This is a genomic window from Mycolicibacterium sp. XJ2546, assembly GCF_053483195.1.
On sequence record NZ_JBEFRW010000021.1, the window covers coordinates 14153 to 32163 of the forward strand.

Consider the following 18011-nt stretch of genomic DNA (forward strand, 5'->3'; position numbering starts at 1 on the left):
ACGTTATGACGATCACGCCTGATGAGACGCCGCGCTTGGCCAACGCCGCCGAGCGCCGGGTCTACCAGTGCCTGCTCGAGCAGCTCGAGCCCAACGACGCGGTGATCGCCGGCCAGCGCGTCACTGACCACCTCAAGGACCACGAGGTCGACTTCGTCGTCGCCATCGAGGGTGCGGGCATCGTCTGTCTGGAGGTCAAGGGCAACGATGTCTGGCACGACGGCGAGTCCTGGTGGCAGCGCCGCCGCGGCCACGAGCACAAAATCCACCCGGTGCGTCAGGCCCGCGAAGCCTGCTACGCGCTGCGCGAGTTCATCGAGAAGGACGACCGCTGGACCCAGGGCCGGCTGCGTTGGGATCACGTCGTCGTCTTCCCCAACGCCGAGATCGCTGCCGACTTCGCGCGACCGGAGTGCCCGCGCTGGAAGGTCATCGACCGCAACGACCTGCCGACGCTGGTCGACAAGCTCAAGTCCGTGCTCATCCGCCAGGAGCTTGACCGCCCGCTGCTGACCGCGACCGGTATCGAGCAACTCTCAACAGCGTTGAGCGGCAGGGGATTACCGCAGCGCAGCATCGTCGCCCGCGCGTTGGCCAACGAGGACTCCGCCGATGCGCTCACCGAACATCAGGCCGTCATTCTCGACGCCATCCAGCTGCTCAACCGCGTCGAGATCCGCGGGGGAGCGGGCAGCGGTAAGACGTTTCTGGCGATGGAACAGGCGCGCCGGCTCTCGGCTAAGGGGCAGCGCGTCGCGCTGGTCTGCTACTCGCACGGGCTGGCGTCGTACCTGGAGCGCATCTGCGCCACCTGGCCGCGACGCCAACAACCCGCCTACGTCGGGGAGTTCCACGACCTCGGCAAGCTGTGGGGCGCCCCGGAAGGGCCCGACGAGGCGCTTCGTACCGACGAAACGGTGCAGTTTTGGGAACACGATCTTCCGCTGCAGATGACCGAGCTGGCAACACAATTGGAGCCCGGGCATCGGTTCGATTCGATTGTCGTCGACGAGGCACAGGACTTCGCCGACGCGTGGTGGGATCCGCTGCTCGCCGCGCTCACCGACGATGAGACCGGCGGCATCTATGTGTTCACCGACGAGGGCCAACGGGTGTTCAACCGGTTCGGGGCGCCGCCGGTACCGTTGGTGCCGCTGCTGCTCGACCACAACCTGCGCAACACCCGCCAGATCGCGAATGCGTTTCAGCCGCTTGTCGATCACCCGATGCGTTACCTCGGTGGGGAGGGGCCCGCGGTGCGGTTCATCCCCTGTGCGCGTGAGGAGGCGATGGGTGTCGGCGACGATGAGGTCGAGCGGCTGCTCGAGGACGGTTGGCGACCCGAAGACGTGGCGTTGTTGACCACCGGCAGTCGTCATCCCGAACAAGTCGAGCGCCAGCGGGCCGGGCACCGGGCCTACTGGGACAGCTTCTGGGATGCAGAGCAGGTGTTCTACGGGCATGTGCTCGGTTTCAAAGGCCTTGAGCGACGGGCGGTGGTGCTGGTGGTCAACGAAGAAGCCGCGTTCGACCGCTCCCGGGAGCGGCTCTATGTCGGATTATCCAGGGCCCGTGATCAATTGGTGGTCTGCGGAGACGCCGACTTCATTCGCGAGGTGGGTGGACCCGACCTGGCGCGGCGACTGAACCTGCCGTAGCCGATGAGCGAGCAGGACCGCGAGCGCTGGGAGGAGCGCTACCAAGCCCGCGCGGCACCGTCGGTGGCCGACGTGCGCATTCCTGCCGTCTTCACCGCCTACCAGGACATCTTCCCGACCGAGGGACGAGTGCTGGACCTGGCGTGCGGGCCGGGGCTGGCCAGCGTATGGCTCGCCCGTCGCGGCATGGAGGTCTGGGGCGTCGACGTCTCGCCGACGGCCATCGACCACGCGCGCGATCTGGCGGCGCGCAGCGGCGTCGGCGATCGCTGCCGCTTTGACGTCGTCGACCTCGACTCCGGCCTGCCTGCGGGCCCGCCCGCCGATGTCGTTGTGTGCCATCGGTTCCGGGACCGCCGGCTCGACCAACCGATCATCGAGCGACTGGCGCCCCGTGGGCTGCTGGCGATCTCGGCGCTGAGTGTCGTCGGTGCCGACCCGGGACCGTTTCGGGTGACGCCAGGGGAGTTGACGACCGCGTTCGCTCAGCTGGACGTCATCGCTTCGGGTGAAGGGGACGGCGAAGCGTGGCTGCTGGCCAGGAAACCTTAGCCGGTTTCGCCCTGCGCGTCGTCGCCTTTCCGAGCGTGGATAGGAGCTTCAGCTAAGGCCCTTCACTTCCTGCCGCGGGGCGATGGGATCTGACTGGTACTCTAATCCCATGGAGGCTGTCATCGATTCCGGCGGGCGTGTTGTTTTGCCCAAGCAACTTCGTGATGCATTGGGCCTGGCGCCCGGTACGAAGGTCGATATCTCTGCCTACGGCGGTGGGATACAGATCATTCCCGGCGGGCGAACGGCACGACTTCGGCGGGATGAGGACGGGCGCCTGGTCGCCACAGCCGACACCGTGGTCACCGACGAAATGATGTTCGCGCTCATCGATTCAGGACGCCGTTGACGCCGGCGGGTGTCACAGCGGTCGACACAAGCGTTGCAGTGCCGCTCCTCATGACCTCCCACCCACAACACGCCATGGTTGCGAAGTGGGCCAAGGGGCGAACTCTTGGCCTTAGCGGTCATGCGCTGGTCGAAACATACTCTGTGCTCACACGCCTTCCTGGCGATGCGCGCGTGGATCCTAGTGATGCCGTGGCATTGCTCGACGAGAATTTCCACGAACCCCTACAGCTCGGTGCACGGGCCGCACGAGCCGCCCATCGCGAGTTGGCCCGACGCGGGATCTCCGGCGGCGCAACATATGACGGACTCGTTGCGTTGGCGGCTCGTGAACACGGCGTAGTCCTGGTCACCCGAGACGCGCGTGCCAGGTCGACCTACGAGGCACTCGGGGTGAGGACCGAAGTGTTGGCAGTCGATATTGCGCCGTGACGGCGTCTCAGTCGCGCCTGGGTCACTCCGATCGGGCACTATGGTGAAGTGCCGCTCTCTGAAACGACGCTGTTCGATATGGCCGGCGATCTGGTCTACGCCCGCGGCGAAGACTACGTCCGCTATGTCCGTGGACTGCGCATCACGCGCAGCAAGGCCTACGCGTCGATCCAGGCCAAGAATGTTTACACCGTTGAGCTCGACTGGTCCGGTCCGCTACCCGACGGAGTGTGCACCTGCCCACACAATGCCGACGGCAACTTCTGCAAGCATCTGGTCGCCGTCGGACTCGCCGCGATCGACAGCGGCCGTGGCAGCGTAGACGACGCTCCCACCCTTGGGCTGGAGGCAGTCGTAGAGGCCATGAGCGTCGACGAACTACGCCAGCTGGTTATGACGCTCGCACAACGCGACGACGGGGTGCGGCGCATGCTCGAGATTCGCGGCGCGACCGCCGTAGGCGACGACGCTCACGTGCAAGCCGAGTTGGAAACGTATGCGCGAAACACGCTGTCGTTCCGCGGGTTGATCGACTATCGACGTTCCTTCGAGGTCGCGCAAGCAGCCGGTGAAATGCTCGACGAACTCGAAGATTATCTCGACACCGGGGCGGCCGACGTCGCGCGGCCGGCATTGTTGCGCGCGGTCACCCGGCTGCGCAAGATCATGGAGCAGGCCGACGACTCCTCGGGCTCGATCGGTGACCAATGTCAACGGGCCGCCGACCTCTACGCACGGGCCTGCCGGCTGGGCAGCCCGGACCCGGTCAAACTCGCGACGTGGCTGGTGAAGTTCCGGGCGGACTCGCCGGGGTGGCCGAACGTCGTGCTGGCAGACTTCGTCGACGCGTTCGACGATCAGGCCCTCGAGACCTACCGCCGCGCGGTGGCCGCGCTGGACCGCAAGCTCGCAGATGGTAACCAATGGGGGCGATTCGACGTCGACGCCATGCTGCTGGAGCTTGCCGACCACGACGGCGACGTCGACCGGGCCGTCCAGTTGCTCAACGAGCGGGAACACCCACAGTATGGGGCGATCATCGACCGGTTACGTGCCGCCGGGCGCGTCGACGAGGCGGTGGCATGGATCGACCGCGCTGTTGCCGAGGGACGGATCTCCAGCCACGGTGGTGGAAACGCATATTGGTTGAGTCCCGACGACGTCGCCGCGACGTACCAGGGACTGGGTCGAATCGACGACGCCGTCGCCGTCCTTCGTGCGGACTTCGTTCGGCAACCGTCTGTCCAGACCTACCGTGTCCTGATGGATTTCGCAGCCCGTGTCGACCGCGCCGAGACCGAACGCGGGTGGGCGTTCGATCACGCGCGCGAACTGGCCTCAGACCGCTTCGCCGCCGGCGCGGTCCTGGTTCAGCTCCATCTGAGCGAGGGTGACGTCGACGCCGCCTGGCAGGCCGCCGACCGGTACGGACCGGGCTGGGCGTGGCGGGAGTTGGCCGACCGCGGCGCCGAAGCCCGGCCGGTGGCCGCCGCGGACCTGTACCGGCCGGAGCTGGAGAAGGACCTGCATCATCCCAACTCCAAGCTTTATCCCGATATCGCCGCGAGGCTGGCGACGATGGCGCACCTCTACGAAAAGGGCGGCCGCAGCAACGACTTCGCGTCGTTCATCGCGCAGATCCGCCAGGACTACGGAAGGCGACCGTCGTTGATGAAAGCACTGGACGCCAAGGGACTTTGAACGTCGCGCCGAGTGGCCGGTTATTCGACGAAATATGCCAAAAGGCGTGCGGTAATTAGCCACTCGGCGAGTCGTCGAGCCTGACAACACCGTCGCGCCACGTGTCGAGCACGTCCTCGACACGCGTATACACCTGTGCGCGAGCCGATTCACGGTCATATCCGGACATGAGCAGGTCGTCGTAGTCGGTGTCGACATGGCGCACCGACGCCGCGACGGCAAGCCGTACCGCATCGGGGTCCAACGACCGCCCCGCCGCGCTTCGCCCGACCCGTCCGCTACCGCGTGCCGCGGCGTGCATCGCGATCGCCTCGGCGCGCTCGGCCGGGCAACCCGGAAACTGCTGGCGAATGGCCTCGGCGAACTCACCGCGAAACTGCGCATCCTCCTCGGCCCGACGATTCTGATCACGTTCCCTGCGACGGGCACGCGCGTCCGCGTCGGACAGACACTCCTGCGCCGCCTGCTCGACGGCCGCCGGTTCCACCAAAACCCCTTGCCGCTCATACCGTTTGCGCCGTGTACTCCAGCGCACGACCACCGCCGACAGCCGGCTGGCCTTGCGTGCGCGACGCGTCAATGCCGCGTCACCGGACGGCAGGAACTCCAGGTGGCCGAGATCGGCGCAATCCAGGCACAGCGCTCCGGCCTTGTCCTTTAGGAGTAAGCCGCCGGGCTGGTTGCACGAATCGCACGTCCAGGCGTTGTGCGGCGAGATCACCACGATCTCCTGAGGCCGCTGGCGTGGGCGCTCGGAGACGGGGTCGGGCCCGTAGGCCGGCATCCAGTGGGTGCGGTAGGCGCGGTCGAGCTCGGGATCATCGTCATCGGTGAATCGCAGGTCGCGGTAGTAGTCCTCGGATGGCCTCAGCTCACGATCTCGGGCCCACTGCTGTAACGCGGCCAGCCCGGCGGCGACCTTGTCCGCGTCGACTCCCATGCACCGGCCGAGCACCGGAACCCGGCCGCGCTCCCACTGGTCGACGTTCGACTGCGCGAGCCACCCGAGGCCGACGAGTATGTCGATGGGCCGGACGAACCCCTGCTCGGCCATCGTTGCCTCGGCAATTCGCGCGACCCGGGTCTGAAGATTCGCCATGGTGCAGGCTGGCTACTGTGCCGGTCCGTTATGGCCCTGATCGGTGATGATGCTCTGAAGAAGGTCGACGATCCGTTGTTGCCCAGCGGCCATCACGTCGAACCTCCCGCGCATCTCCGGGAAGCCGTTGTCGGCGTGGGAGCGGAGGTCGGCGAAGTCCTGTCGCACGGCATTGAAACTCGCGGTGGTTGCCCGGCGGAAGTTCTGAATTTCGCCTCGGAACTCGCTGACATCGCGGTCGGCGGCCCCGGCGAGAACACGGGCGGCCGCCGCGTCCTGCTCGCTGGCGCGCACCCGGCCGGTCAGGTCGTGCACCTGCGCTTCGAGCGCGCTAACGCGTGATTCGAGGTCCCCGGACTCCACGTGTCGAGCTTAGCGGTGCTCTCCGACAACGGAATCACTATTTTCGTCCGGCTAAAGCCCGGCCTTCGGTCGCCTCGACGGCATGGCCACAACAGCCCTCAGTGCAATCTCGCCCGTAGCACGCTTTCGAGCACATCCACCCAGGGCTATTGCCCCGCGGCCACCAACGAACCCAACTGAACGTCCGGATTGTCGCGTTGGAAGCCCTCCAGCCGCCACGGGGTGGAGAACAGCACCAGCATCACCCCGTCGGTGCGGGTGAGCACTTCGGCCGACACCTGCTTGGCCATGAAGTCGGCGTCCGCTGGGTCGACCACCCGTGCCACTTGATACGGCAGTGACTCCAGTGAGATCGGGGCGCTGAGCTCGGTCGCCATCCGGTGCGACGCCACCTCGAACTGCATGGGGCCGACGGCGGCGAGCACCGGGGCCTGCTCACCGCGCCGGTCCGAGCGCAGGACCTGGACCACGCCCTCCTGCTCCAACTGCTCGATACCCCGCCGGAACTGCTTGTGCTTGCTCGGATCCTTGCACCGCGCCACCGCGAAATGCTCCGGCGAGAAGCTCGGAATCGGCGGATACGCCACCGGCTCATCGCGATACAACGTGTCCCCTGGCCGCAACACCGCCGCGTTCGCCAACCCGATGACATCCCCCGGCCACGCGGTATCCAACGTCGACCGCTGCTGCCCGAACACCGACTGCGCATACTTCGTGACGAACGGCTTACCGGTCGCCGCGTGGGTGAGCACATCACCACGCTCGAACGTGCCCGACACCACCCGCGCATACGCGATGCGATCCCGGTGCGCCGAGTCCATACCCGCCTGCACCTTGAAAACGAAAGCGCTGAAAGCTGATTCGGTGCTGCGATGCACCCCGTTGACATCCACCGCGCCCGCCGGCGCCGGCGCGAGTTCGACGAGTACATCCAGCAGCTGGTTCACGCCGAAATTCAGCGCCGCCGACGTGAACAACACCGGAGACGCTGTGCCACTGAGGAACTCGTCGCGTTCGTAATCGGCACCGTCGGCGGACAGCAGTTCGGACTCCTCCACCGCGGTATCCCAATCGGCGCCGGCCGCAGCGTTGGCGTCGACGGCGGCGATGTGCTCTTCCGGAGCCGCCTTGGCCCCGCCCGCGGTGCGGGTGAACCGGATGAAGTGACCGCGGCGGCGGTCCATCACGCCCTTGAAGTCCCCGGCGATACCGACCGGCCAGGTCAGGGGAGTGGGACGCAGGCCGATCCGCTCCTGGATCTCGTCCATCAACTCCAGGGCGTAGCGGCCCGGCCGGTCCCACTTGTTGATCACCGTGATGATCGGAATCCCCTGATGCCGGCACACCTGAAACAGCTTCAGCGTCTGCGGCTCAAGACCTTTCGCCGCATCCACCAACATGACCGCGCAGTCGACAGCGGTCAGCACCCGGTAGGTGTCCTCGGAGAAGTCGGCGTGGCCGGGGGTGTCGAGCAGGTTGATCACGCAGTCGCGGTACGGGAACTGCAGCGCCGTCGACGTGATCGAGATGCCCCTGGCCTTCTCCATGTCCTGCCAGTCCGACACCGTGGCGCGCCTACCTGCCTTGCCGTGCACCGCGCCCGCCTCGGTGATGGCTTGCGCATGCAGGGCCAACGCCTCGGTCAGCGTGGACTTACCTGCGTCGGGGTGGCTGATTACGGCAAACGTTCTACGTCGGGCGGCTTCGGCGGCGATACGGCGAGTTGCCGAAGCGGGCGCCAGGGTATTTTCTGTCATCTCTGCAGCGATGATACGAGCTATCTGTCGGCTATCCGCCGCGCGACCTCGCCGTAGCGCTCGATGCGCTCGGGATCGGCCAGCGCGTTGTACAACACGAGGCGGGTCGCCAGCCCGGTGTACTTCTCAACCAGCGCGTCGGCCAACCCATCCCACGTCGACTCCGTGGCGAACCGAGCGATGTGCTCGTCGGTGATCTGTGCCGCCATCCCCTTGAAGTCGCCGGCCTTCTGCTTCTCGCGGATCCGCGCCGTCGTCCCCTCGAAGCCCGCCTCGTCCCAGATGAACGCGTAGTTCGGCGTGCTGCCGTAGAAGCTCATGCTCGCCCGGACCAGCTCACGCTCGCGATCGCGTTCCGCGTCGCTGTCACCCACGATCGTCATCACCGGAACGATCACCGCGACGTCATCGGGCGATCGGCCCGCCTTCTCCGCCCCTACCGCGATGTTCGGCACCACGTGACGCCACATGTAGCCCGGCTCGCCGAGCGGATGTACATGCACCCCGTCGGCCACTTCACCGGCCATCCGCAACATCCACGGATTGACAGCCGCCACATCGACTTTCGGGTCCGGCGCGTCGATCGGCCCGGGGCTCCACTGGGGCGTGATGAAGTCCAGATCGTAGAACTCGCCGTGGTGGTCCAGCGTGCCGGTCCGAAACGCCGCGAAGCACGCCTTGACGGCCAGCACGTAGTCGCGCAGCCGCGGGCCCGGCCGCTCGAACTCCACCCCGTAACGCCGCACCACGTGCGTGCGCACCTGCGTGCCCAGGCCCAGCCGAAACTTGCCGCCCGTCGACTCGGCCAGCTCCCACGCCGTCGCCGCCGTCACGAACGGGCTGCGCGGAAACGCGACAGCCACCCCCGTCGACAGCTCCAGACCCGGCGCCGCCTGCGACGCCACCGCGACGTTGAGATATGCGGTGCGCCCGGTTTCGGTGAACAGCAGACCCGAGAAACCCGCCTGCTGCGTGCGCCTGGCGAGGTCGCCGGTCTGTCCCAACGGCTGCGGGGTCGTCATCGCGTCGACAAACATGGATCGGACGCTACGGGTTAAGCTCGGACCATGGAACTACTACGCAACGTAGTTGTACTGCTGCACATCGTCGGCTTCGCCGTGACCTTCGGCGCGTGGGTCGCCGAGGCGGCCGCACGACGGTTCCGCATCGCCCGCCCGATGGACTACGGGCTGCTCCTCTCGCTGCTCACCGGGCTCGTCCTGGCCGCGCCCTGGCCCGCGGGCATCGAACTGAACTACCCGAAGATCGGCGTGAAGCTCGTCCTGCTCGTGATCCTCGGCGGGCTGCTCGGTATGGGCAGCGCACGGCAGAAACGCACCGGCGAAGCCGTGCCGCGCCCGGTCTTCGTCGCCGTCGGCGTGCTGTCGTTCACCGCGGCGGCCGTCGCCGCGCTCTGGTAGGCCGCATCCGTCCGGGGACGGTGTGGTGGTCCGCCGAATCCGGACCGGGCCGGAATCGACCAGAACAGCACATATCTCAACGCATACCGTTATTTTTACTAGCAGAATGCGTTAAATTCCAGCAGTGGGGGGGTGTGGTATGACGGATCAGTTCCTGGAACCTCAGCCGACGAAGGCCGAGCTCGCCATCTCGAAAGGCTGGGTCCAGGGCGTCGCGCTCGTCATGATCTTCGGCTTCACGGTCATGGGCATCCTGGCCGCCAGGACCTATACCGACTCGATGCCCCAACCCCAACGGGTGGTCGGCCCGGACGGCCAGACCCTGTTCACCGAACAGGACATCACCGCCGGACAGCAGATCTTCCTGCGCCGCGGCCTGCAGCAGTACGGCTCGGTGATGGGCCACGGCGGCTATCTCGGGCCCGACTACACCGCGGAGTACCTGCGGTTGTCCGCCGACCACGTCGGCCAGCAGCTGCGCGACCGCGGCGTGCAGGACCCCACCGCCGCCGTCGCGGAGATGATGCGCACCAACCGCTACGACGAGTCCACCGGCACACTGCAGTTCACCGCCGAGCAGGCCCGCGCCTTCGATGCGATCCAAGCCCACTACGCCGACATCTTCGGCACCGACTCCACCGAATACGGCCTGATTCCGCGCGTCATCACCGACCCGCAGGAAATCAAGGAGCTGACCGCGTTTTTCGCGTGGACCTCCTGGGCGGCCGCCGCTGAACGCGAAGGCCACGCCTACTCCTACACCAACAACTGGCCACCCGAACAGCGGGTGAACAACACCCCGACGGCCGACATCCTGGTCTGGTCGGCGATGTCGCTGATCGCGCTGCTGGCCGGGCTCGGCGCGCTGTTCGCCCTCTACGGCCGGTGGAGCCGCAGGATCGGTTGGCATGCAACAGAAACCCCGTCGTTGCGGTTCCGCCAACCCGGCGAAGTCCAGATCACCCCGTCGCAGAAGGCGACGGCCTGGTTCTTCCTCGTCATCGCGGCGCTCTTCCTCGGCCAGTCGCTGCTGGGCGGCGCCATCGAGCACTACCGCGCCGACCTGAGCGACTTCTTCGGTATCGACCTGGCCCGCCTCCTGCCGTTCAACCTGGCGCGCACCTGGCACGTGCAGCTGTCGCTGCTGTGGACGGCGGGAGCGTTCCTGGCCGCCGGAATCTTCTTGGCGCCCATCATCTCCGGGCGTGAGCCGCGACGGCAGTCCTGGCTGGCCTACGCGCTGCTGGGCGCGCTGGTGGTCGTCGTCGGCGGCACCGTGGTGGGCACCGCGCTGAGCACGTTCGGCGTGGACTGGGCCAAGGGCTCGATCTTCTTCGACCAGCAGTGGGAGTACCTCGACCTGCCGAGGTTCTGGCAGATCCTGCTCGTTCTCGGGCTGTTCATCTGGATCGCCATCGTGTTCCGGTCGATTCGGTCGCGGCTGAAGACCGAGAGCAAGTTCAACATGCCGTGGCTGTTCTTCTACGCCGGTCTGTCCATCCCCGCGTTCTACGCGGTTGGCCTGCTCGCAGGCACCGAAACACATCTCACGGTCGCCGAGTTCTGGCGGTTCTGGGTGGTGCACCTGTGGGTCGAGGACTTCCTCGAGCTGTTCACCACGGTCATGGTCGCCTACATCTTCGTGATGCTGGGTGTGGTGCGCCGCAAGATCGCGATCCAGCTGATCTTCCTCGACGTCATCCTCTACTCGATGGGCGGCGTCATCGGCACCATGCACCACCTGTACTTCTCCGGAACCCCGGTGGAGCACATGGCCCTTGGCGCGTTCTTCTCGGCGCTGGAGGTCATTCCGCTGACGTTCCTGACGGTCGAGGCGTGGACGTTCCTGCAGCTGGGCTCGCGACAGCAGTCGCGCAGCAGCGCGCCGTTCCCGCACCGGTGGGCGGTGCTGTTCCTGGTCTCGGTCGGCTTCTGGAACTTCGTGGGCGCAGGCGTATTCGGCTTCCTGATCAACCTGCCGATCGTGTCCTACTACCAGATCGGCACGGCGCTGACCGCCAACCATGCGCACGGCGCGATGATGGGCGTCTACGGGATGCTCGCCGTCGGCCTGGCGCTGTTCGCGTTGCGCTACGTCATTCCGCCGGAACGATGGCCGGACAGACTGGCGAAGATCTCGTTCTGGTCGTTGAACATCGGGCTGGCGTGGATGGTGTTCGCCACGCTGTTGCCGCTCGGCGTGCTGCAGCTGTGGCATTCGGTGAACGACGGCTACTACGAGGCCCGCACGTTGGGCTACATCACCGAGCCCGGCAACGCGGTGTTGGAGTGGTTGCGCATGCCCGGTGACTTCCTGTTCATCATCGGCGGGGTGCTGCCATTCCTCTGGATCACCTGGCTCGGTGTGCGTTACGGCATCAAGGCGAGGACGCACACGCTGCCACCGGAGACCCTGTTCGTCGAGGAGCACGCCGAGGCCGAGGAGGACCGCACCGGGTTGGCCGCCACCGGAACTGGAACCGGCGGCGGCGCGGCCTCGCGCTATGCCTCCGATCGGCGTCCGCCGGCGCCCGACGACCGTGACACCGAGGCCAGCCCGTGATCGCGGGTATGCAGGCCGCCACCTTTCTGGTGATGGGCTACGCCGCGGTGCTGGTCGCAATCGCCTACGGCATCGACACATTCGCCCGGCGCGCGGCGGCCAAGGTCGAACAGCACCGCAACGGACCGTTCGTCTACCACGACGACCACGACGCCTGGCAGTGCCCCGAGGACCAGTGGTTGTGGCCCACCTCCTTTGACCCCGACAACCGGGTGATGCGCTACCGCGGCACCCCGTCGATCTGCAACGCGTGTCCGGTCAAGGACACCTGCACCACCTCGCAGGACGGCCGCGAGGTGAGCCGCGCGATCGACAGCTGGCCCGCATCGGAGGCCGCGCGGTTCCACCGCGGAATTGCCTGTGCGGTCAGCGCAATCGCGCTCATCTGGCCGCTGGCCATGGCGCTTGCCGCTGACACCGCACCCGAGGCGCTGCTGTTGGTGGGCACGGCGGTGCTGGCGGGGCTGGTGTCGCTGCCGCTGTGGTCGCATTTGCGCCGCACCCCGGCGGTACCCGAGGGTGTGGTGTTCCAGTCCCTCGACGATAACCTCGAAGAGCGAAACCGGTTGGCCGAAGCAGAAGTACGTCGCCGCACCACGTATGCATCGGATCGACGGGAGCCGCACGGATGAGCGCATGGGCGGTGGTCGTGGTCTTTTTGGCCGTGGTGGTGGTGGCGGTCGGGGTCGCGTCGGTGCGCATCATCAAGGAGTACGAGCGCGGTGTGGCGTTCCGCCTCGGCCGGCTGCGTGGGCCGCTCGGGCCGGGAATCATCCTCGTGCTGCCGGGGATTGACAAACTCGTCCGCGTCGACCTGCGCACGGTGACGCTGACCATCCCGCCGCAGGAGGTCATCACCCGCGACAACGTCACCGCCCGCGTCAACGCCGTCGTGCTGTTCCGGGTGACCGACCCGACGAAATCGGTGATGGCCGTGGAGAACTTCGCGGTTGCCACCTCCCAGATCGCGCAGACCACCCTGCGGTCGGTCGTCGGCCGCGCGGACCTCGACACACTGCTGGCCCACCGCGCCGACCTCAACGAGGACCTGGCCGCCTCGATTGCCAAACAGACTGAGCCGTGGGGCATTCGGGTCGACGTGGTGGAGATCAAGGACGTCGAGATCCCCGAGATGATGCAGCGCGCGATGGCCCGTGAGGCCGAGGCCGAACGGGAACGACGCGCCAAGGTGATCAGCGCGCACGGTGAGCTGCAGGCGTCGACCGAGCTGCGCGACGCCGCGATCACCCTCAGCGAGAGCCCGGCGTCGTTGCAGCTGCGCTATTTACAAACGCTGCTCGAACTCGGCGCCGACCAGAACTCCACCGTCGTCTTCCCCATTCCGATCGACATCGTTCGCCCGTTTCTCGAAGCCGGACAGCACGCAGCCGGTGCGGGCGAGGGCGTCTCGCACATCAGAAGAGTGAGGTCCGATGACTAACACCCCACCCGAACCCGAATCGATCGACGAATCCGGGCGCCCGGTCGTGCTCGAGCCCACCCCGCCGGGGATGTGGCAGGCGCTGCTGGGGTTGGCCGTCGCGGTGCTGGCTCCGCTGTTCGGCTTCCTGGTCGGCGGCATGGTCGGCGTCGGGGAGAGCGGCGACGCCGTTGATCCGATGTTCTTGTCGCTGTTCACCGGGATCGTGATCGGTGGCATCGCCCTGCTGGTGGCGTTCGCCGGCGGGGCGCGGTGGTGGCGGCACCTGCACCGCCACGGCGAGGCCTAACCCGCGGGTACCGGGAGCGCGGGCGGGAGTGCCGGCGGCAGCATGGGCGCTCCGGGCAGCGGCGGCGGTGGGGGTGGCGGCGGCGGAATCGGCGTCGTGAGGATCCGCACCAAATCCGGTTTCATCGCCTGCAATTGGGCACCCCAGTAGCCCCAGCTGTGCGTGCCGTTGGGCGGGAAGTTGAACACCGCGTTGCGGCCACCGGCGGCCAGGTACGTCTGTTGGAACTCCTTGTTGGTGCTCAGCGTGATGTTCTCCAGGTATTGGGCGCTGAACTGGGTGCCGAAATCCCCGCCGGCATCCAGATCGCTGGTGGCGCCGTTGCCGCAGTACACCCACAGCGCGGTGCGGTGGGCCACCAGCCGGTTGATGTTGAGCATCGGGTCGTTGCGCTGCCACGCCGGGTTGGTCGGCGGACCCCACATGTCGACCGCCTCGAAACCGCCGGCGTCTTTCATCGCGAACCCGATCAGCGTGGGCCACAACCCCTTTGACGGGTTCAGGTAGCCCGACAGCGACCCGGCGAAGATGAACTGCTGCGGATACCACGCCGCCAACGTCAACGCCGCACCACCCGACATCGACAACCCCACAACCGCGTTGCCCCGCGGATCCTGACCCCTGTTGGCCGCCAACCACGTCGGCAACTCCCGCGTCAGGAACGTCTCCCACTTGTAGGTGACGGTGCCGTGGGTGCCTTTGGCCGGGGCATACCAGTCGCTGTAGAAGCTGGACTGCCCGCCGACCGGCATCACCACCGAGATGCCCGACTCGTAGAACCACTCGAACGCCCCGGTGTTGATGTCCCAGCCGTTGAAATCCTCCTGGGCGCGCAGGCCGTCGAGCAGGTACACCGCATGCGGCCCGCCGCCCTGGAACTGCACGAGGATGTCGCGGCCCATCGACGGCGACGGCACGCGCAGCATCTCCACCGGCAGGCCCTCACGCGAATACGCCGACGCCTGCGGCGCGACGACCAGAGCCGCCATCGTCACCGCGGCGGCCATCACCGCGCCCATCCGGCGCACGGCACGCCCCAACCCGTTCGTCACCGCGCGAAACTAACAGCAGCGCCGCCGGTGTCGTCGCCCCCGCGCGGGGAGTGATCAGCTTGTTACCGAAAATGATGCTATGGGCGAGATTGCAGCCACGGCTGTGATGGAGGTCCAACAGCCCTGACGTCAATCTCGGTCCTAGCACGCCAACGCGGACCTACCTACCGCACGGCGATGAACGGGCTCATCACGTCGTGCACGAACTGCACCACGTTGGTCTGCGGGTTGTCATCGGGAAAGCTCACCGTGGCAAGGATGTCGGCGCCTTCGTTGATGAAGTTGGTGTCCGCGCGGTCCTGGTGCGACGACGACGTCACCAGGATGATGCCCGACGTGTCCGCCTCCTTGGCCAGCGGCACCGAGAACCGGGCGTTCTGCACCGTGCTGTTGGCCCGGTCCTCCACGATGATCCGATGGGGCGGGAAGCCCAGCAGCGTCAGCATCCTGCGCATCTGCGCGGCTTCGGTGACACCGCTGCGCGGGTTGCCGCCGGTCACGATGACCGGCGACTGCGGGAAGAACTGCGCCACGGTCAGGCCCATCAGCACGCGACGACGCAACACCGGGCGCATGGTGCCGTTCGGATGGAGGCCGTACCCCAGAATGACGATCGCCGGCTTGGAGAAGTCCTTCGCTGCGGCCGTCGGCTGAGCCTGCGCCACAGCTGGCGTGAACTCCCCGACGACGACGGCGACTGACAGTACTAGCGCTGCAAGAGCGGCACCCCAGCGACGACGCACACGGCCTCCCCGACTCCGAAACGGTGTTACGTCAAGATCATCGTCGGGTCGCGCCGAGACGTTACGGCACCCTCCGACGGCGCAGCGCCGTCGCCGCCGTGGCACCGACCATCGCCGCGGCCACCACCGCCGTCGTCGACAACACCGTGCTGTCGCGCTGAGCCGCCCCGATGGCGATCGCCACCAGCGCCCACAACACCCCGACCACATAACCCGGCGTTCCGCGCAGCATCCTCGTCAACCCGACCGCGAACGCCGCGGCCGCCACCAACACCACCAGCTGCCACCACACCACCGTGGCCGGCGCCCCGCTGTCGATCAGCGCCGCGGTGACGTTCGCGAACACCGCGATGCTGCTCCACCCCAGATACAGCCCGAACGTCGCGGTCGCCAACACCGCCAGCCACCGCTGACACGTCAGGTCGTGGCGGCGCCGCACCAACAGCCGCATGATGTGGACCAACGCCGCCACCATCACCGCGAACACCACGACGCTGACCCACAACCAGCCCTGCGCCGCCACCAGCAGCCACCCGCTGAACCCGACGAACACCACGCTGGCGTCGACCAGCACGGCCGTCTCCCACCACGATCCGAGGCCGTAGCGCAGCACCGCCAGCATCGTTGCCGCGCTCAGCAGTGTGATCAGCGTGATCAGCGCCTGGTTGGCGGCGTCCGAGCCCGCCGCGGCCCGGCTGATGAACGGCGCGGCCAACTGGCACAGCGCCAACACCGCGGCGATCCACCGCCACGTCGTCACCCGCACCGAGTTGCGGCTCGGCGCGGGGCTGGTCGCGTTGGTCAACTCGGCAGGATTCCCACCCGTTCCAGCACACCGCGCACGCCCCGCTTCGTCGGCTCAGGTGCTCTGCGCGATACGTACGGCCACGGGTTGTTGCGCTCCGGAATCGATACCGCCCGTGCTTGTTTGAGTTCCATACGCAAGTGCTGGCGCAGCTCGTGCAGCGCGGGATCGGTCCACCGGTTCTGCGCCTCGGCCGGATCGGCGTCCAGGTCGTACAGCTCCCACTGGTCGTCGAGCGGCTCGCTGCGATAGGTCTCGCCGCCCACCCCGCTGGCCGTCAGGTGCCGCACCCCCGGCTCCGTCCACGTCCCCGGATCGTCGAACGTGCGCACCAGCTTCCACAGGTGGCCCTCGCCGCCGGCCACGTCGTCGACGCGCAGCACCAGGCCCTCGAAGTTCGATCCGACATACGCGGGCACCCGGATCCGCAGCGGCGCAGGCGGTTTCACTGTCTGGTTGAGCCGCCGCGCCAGTCCCGAGGCCAGCGTGTCACCCTCGAGGACGTTGTCGCGCGTCATCAGGTACACCGCCCGCGAGTTGTCGGCCTGCTCACCGTCGACCACCGGCATGAGGTCGCGGCCCGGCAGCGGATGCACCTCGCTGAACGTCTCCGCCAACTTGGCCGCCGCCGCGTCCACGTCGACCCCGGCCGCCCCGAGCAGCGTCGGCACGATGTCCACGTGCGACGTCGGCGCCGACACCGTCCGCGCGTCCGTCGCCTGCTCACCGATGCGCGCGACGACGAACGGCACCCGCGTCGCCTCGTCGTAGAGGTTGAACCACTTCTGGTGCAGGCCGCCGTGCGCGCCGAGCAGATCGCCGTGATCCGACGTGCGCACCAGCACCGCGTTCTGTGAACCGCCCTGCGTCACCGCGCGTCGCACCCGGTCGATGGGGGTGTCCACCTCGGCGTGCAGCCGGTAGTACAGATCACGGTAGGTCTGCGCATTCTTGGTGTACACCCGCTCGATCGCGGGCGCGACGCCGTAGCCCGAGTAGTACGACTCACGGTAGGCGATCTGCGCGGCCGGCTTGGTCGACAGGTCCTCGTGCGCGGTGGGCGCCTCCGGTATCGGCGGCGGATCCAGCGGCGACGGATACAACGGGTTGTTGCGCGCCCACACCGGAAACAGCACGATGTCGTGCGGGTTGACGAAGCTGGCGACCAGCAGGAACGGGCGCAGCGCCTCGGGATCTCCTGCGCGACGCCGCGCATAGCGGTCCATCAGCCACGCGACGACGCGGTCGGCGATCAGCGGGTCACGCCGGATACCCGCGTTGGCCAGCGGCGCCCCGTGCGGTTCCGGGCCGACCCAGCCCGAAAAGCCAAACGGGTCAAGGGGATCGGCGTCCAGGTACTGCTGCACGGCGTTTTGGTCGATGACGCCGTCTTCGTCGTTGGTCGCCAACGGTTCGCCGGTCGCCGGGTCGTGCAGGTCGGCGTGCGAGATGTGCCACTTGCCGTCGTAGTGGGTGTCGTAACCGGCGGCGCGGAACCAATTGCCCAGCGTGGGCACCTCGCCTTGCCGCAGCCAGCGCATCCGGGTGTCGTCGTACACCTTGCCGATGCCGTCGGTCTGGGTAACGCCGTGCAGGTCGGGGTACTGCCCGGTGAAGATCGTCGGACGGCTGGGCACGCACGCCAGCGAACCGGTGTAGTGCCGGCCGAAGCTGACGCCATGTTCGTCGAACCACTTGCGGCCGTGCAGGGTTCGGTCGCGCCACGCCCGCACCTCGGGCGTCTCGTAGGGCGGGATCGCACGCTCCTCGTCGGTCATGATGATGAC

Annotated in this window: 18 protein-coding genes; 10 read left to right on the forward strand and 8 right to left on the reverse strand. The window is 67.3% G+C overall.

Going from position 1 to position 18011, the window contains the following annotated elements:
* Positions 1–5: 5 nt before the first annotated feature.
* The 5 genes from ABQE44_RS23385 (at position 6) to ABQE44_RS23405 (ending at position 4691) form a co-directional block, all read left to right on the forward strand.
* Positions 6–1658: an NERD domain-containing protein gene (locus ABQE44_RS23385; RefSeq protein ID WP_448432151.1), complete on the forward strand. Its 1653-nt coding sequence runs from the start codon at positions 6–8 to the stop codon at positions 1656–1658.
* Positions 1659–1661: 3 nt separating this feature from the next.
* A complete protein-coding gene (locus ABQE44_RS23390) occupies positions 1662–2210 on the forward strand; it encodes a class I SAM-dependent methyltransferase (RefSeq protein ID WP_448432153.1) in 549 nt (182 codons plus the stop codon).
* A 109-nt stretch (positions 2211–2319) separates the two neighbouring features.
* Positions 2320–2559 (forward strand): AbrB/MazE/SpoVT family DNA-binding domain-containing protein, encoded by a 240-nt coding sequence (locus tag ABQE44_RS23395; protein WP_448432155.1) that lies wholly within the window; start codon positions 2320–2322, stop codon positions 2557–2559.
* The gene (locus ABQE44_RS23400; protein WP_448432157.1) at positions 2556–2990 is read left to right on the forward strand and encodes a type II toxin-antitoxin system VapC family toxin; all 435 of its coding nucleotides are present in this window, start codon (positions 2556–2558) and stop codon (positions 2988–2990) included. Before ABQE44_RS23395 ends, ABQE44_RS23400 begins: the two co-directional genes overlap by 4 nt.
* A 48-nt stretch (positions 2991–3038) precedes the next feature.
* A complete protein-coding gene (locus tag ABQE44_RS23405) occupies positions 3039–4691 on the forward strand; it encodes an SWIM zinc finger family protein (protein ID WP_448432158.1) in 1653 nt (550 codons plus the stop codon).
* Between the two features lie 55 nt (positions 4692–4746).
* Here the strand turns inward: ABQE44_RS23405 and ABQE44_RS23410 are convergent, their stop codons facing one another.
* The 4 genes from ABQE44_RS23410 to ABQE44_RS23425 form a co-directional block, all read right to left on the reverse strand.
* The gene (locus tag ABQE44_RS23410) at positions 4747–5790 is read right to left on the reverse strand and encodes a DUF2293 domain-containing protein (RefSeq protein ID WP_448432160.1); all 1044 of its coding nucleotides are present in this window, start codon (positions 5788–5790) and stop codon (positions 4747–4749) included.
* Positions 5791–5802: 12 nt separating this feature from the next.
* Entirely contained in the window at positions 5803–6153 is a 351-nt protein-coding gene (locus ABQE44_RS23415; protein ID WP_448432162.1) for a hypothetical protein, read from the reverse strand.
* Positions 6154–6299: 146 nt separating this feature from the next.
* A complete protein-coding gene (locus tag ABQE44_RS23420) occupies positions 6300–7910 on the reverse strand; it encodes a peptide chain release factor 3 (RefSeq protein ID WP_448432164.1) in 1611 nt (536 codons plus the stop codon).
* Positions 7911–7930: 20 nt separating this feature from the next.
* On the reverse strand, positions 7931–8947 hold the full coding sequence (locus ABQE44_RS23425) for a TIGR03617 family F420-dependent LLM class oxidoreductase (RefSeq protein WP_448432166.1): 1017 nt from the start codon (positions 8945–8947) through the stop codon (positions 7931–7933).
* Positions 8948–8977: 30 nt separating this feature from the next.
* Here ABQE44_RS23425 and ABQE44_RS23430 point away from each other — a divergent pair, with 30 nt between their 5' ends.
* From ABQE44_RS23430 to ABQE44_RS23450, 5 genes are all read left to right on the forward strand, one after another.
* A complete protein-coding gene (locus ABQE44_RS23430; protein ID WP_448432168.1) occupies positions 8978–9331 on the forward strand; it encodes a Fe-S protein in 354 nt (117 codons plus the stop codon).
* Between the two features lie 139 nt (positions 9332–9470).
* Positions 9471–11894, forward strand: coding sequence for a nitric-oxide reductase large subunit (locus ABQE44_RS23435; protein ID WP_448432170.1), 2424 nt, complete (start codon positions 9471–9473; stop codon positions 11892–11894).
* Positions 11891–12526, forward strand: coding sequence for a hypothetical protein (locus tag ABQE44_RS23440; RefSeq protein WP_448432172.1), 636 nt, complete (start codon positions 11891–11893; stop codon positions 12524–12526). The genes ABQE44_RS23435 and ABQE44_RS23440 overlap by 4 nt, the downstream gene beginning before the upstream one ends.
* Positions 12523–13335 carry a slipin family protein gene (locus ABQE44_RS23445; protein ID WP_448432174.1) on the forward strand — a complete coding sequence of 271 codons (813 nt, stop codon included), beginning with the start codon at positions 12523–12525 and terminating at the stop codon, positions 13333–13335. The genes ABQE44_RS23440 and ABQE44_RS23445 overlap by 4 nt, the downstream gene beginning before the upstream one ends.
* Positions 13328–13624, forward strand: a complete 297-nt coding sequence (locus tag ABQE44_RS23450; protein ID WP_448432176.1) for a hypothetical protein — start codon at positions 13328–13330, stop codon at positions 13622–13624. Before ABQE44_RS23445 ends, ABQE44_RS23450 begins: the two co-directional genes overlap by 8 nt.
* On the opposite strand, the gene ABQE44_RS23455 is transcribed toward ABQE44_RS23450, so the two are convergent.
* The 4 genes from ABQE44_RS23455 to ABQE44_RS23470 all read right to left on the reverse strand — a co-directional run bounded on the left by ABQE44_RS23455 (position 13621) and on the right by ABQE44_RS23470 (position 18002).
* A complete protein-coding gene (locus ABQE44_RS23455; protein ID WP_448432256.1) occupies positions 13621–14643 on the reverse strand; it encodes an esterase family protein in 1023 nt (340 codons plus the stop codon). The two genes, ABQE44_RS23450 and ABQE44_RS23455, sit on opposite strands and share 4 nt — an antisense overlap.
* 197 nt (positions 14644–14840) lie before the next feature.
* Positions 14841–15419, reverse strand: a complete 579-nt coding sequence (locus ABQE44_RS23460) for a YdcF family protein (protein ID WP_448432178.1) — start codon at positions 15417–15419, stop codon at positions 14841–14843.
* 61 nt (positions 15420–15480) lie between these two features.
* Positions 15481–16224, reverse strand: coding sequence for a TspO-related membrane protein (locus ABQE44_RS23465; protein ID WP_448432180.1), 744 nt, complete (start codon positions 16222–16224; stop codon positions 15481–15483).
* On the reverse strand, positions 16221–18002 hold the full coding sequence (locus tag ABQE44_RS23470) for a sulfatase-like hydrolase/transferase (RefSeq protein WP_448432258.1): 1782 nt from the start codon (positions 18000–18002) through the stop codon (positions 16221–16223). Before ABQE44_RS23470 ends, ABQE44_RS23465 begins: the two co-directional genes overlap by 4 nt.
* Between the last annotated feature and the right edge of the window lie 9 nt (positions 18003–18011).

Bases quoted from the DNA above. Each gene is read 5' to 3' on its own strand.
- ABQE44_RS23420 (WP_448432164.1), bottom strand. From the start codon at position 7,910: ATGACAGAAAATACCCTGGCGCCCGCTTCGGCAACTCGCCGTATCGCC.
- ABQE44_RS23450 (WP_448432176.1), top strand. From the start codon at position 13,328: ATGACTAACACCCCACCCGAACCCGAATCGATCGACGAATCCGGGCGC.
- ABQE44_RS23410 (WP_448432160.1), bottom strand. From the start codon at position 5,790: ATGGCGAATCTTCAGACCCGGGTCGCGCGAATTGCCGAGGCAACGATG.
- ABQE44_RS23455 (WP_448432256.1), bottom strand. From the start codon at position 14,643: ATGGGCGCGGTGATGGCCGCCGCGGTGACGATGGCGGCTCTGGTCGTC.
- ABQE44_RS23470 (WP_448432258.1), bottom strand. From the start codon at position 18,002: ATGACCGACGAGGAGCGTGCGATCCCGCCCTACGAGACGCCCGAGGTG.
- ABQE44_RS23395 (WP_448432155.1), top strand. From the start codon at position 2,320: ATGGAGGCTGTCATCGATTCCGGCGGGCGTGTTGTTTTGCCCAAGCAA.
- ABQE44_RS23430 (WP_448432168.1), top strand. From the start codon at position 8,978: ATGGAACTACTACGCAACGTAGTTGTACTGCTGCACATCGTCGGCTTC.
- ABQE44_RS23390 (WP_448432153.1), top strand. From the start codon at position 1,662: ATGAGCGAGCAGGACCGCGAGCGCTGGGAGGAGCGCTACCAAGCCCGC.
- ABQE44_RS23435 (WP_448432170.1), top strand. From the start codon at position 9,471: ATGACGGATCAGTTCCTGGAACCTCAGCCGACGAAGGCCGAGCTCGCC.
- ABQE44_RS23445 (WP_448432174.1), top strand. From the start codon at position 12,523: ATGAGCGCATGGGCGGTGGTCGTGGTCTTTTTGGCCGTGGTGGTGGTG.
- ABQE44_RS23425 (WP_448432166.1), bottom strand. From the start codon at position 8,947: ATGTTTGTCGACGCGATGACGACCCCGCAGCCGTTGGGACAGACCGGC.
- ABQE44_RS23385 (WP_448432151.1), top strand. From the start codon at position 6: ATGACGATCACGCCTGATGAGACGCCGCGCTTGGCCAACGCCGCCGAG.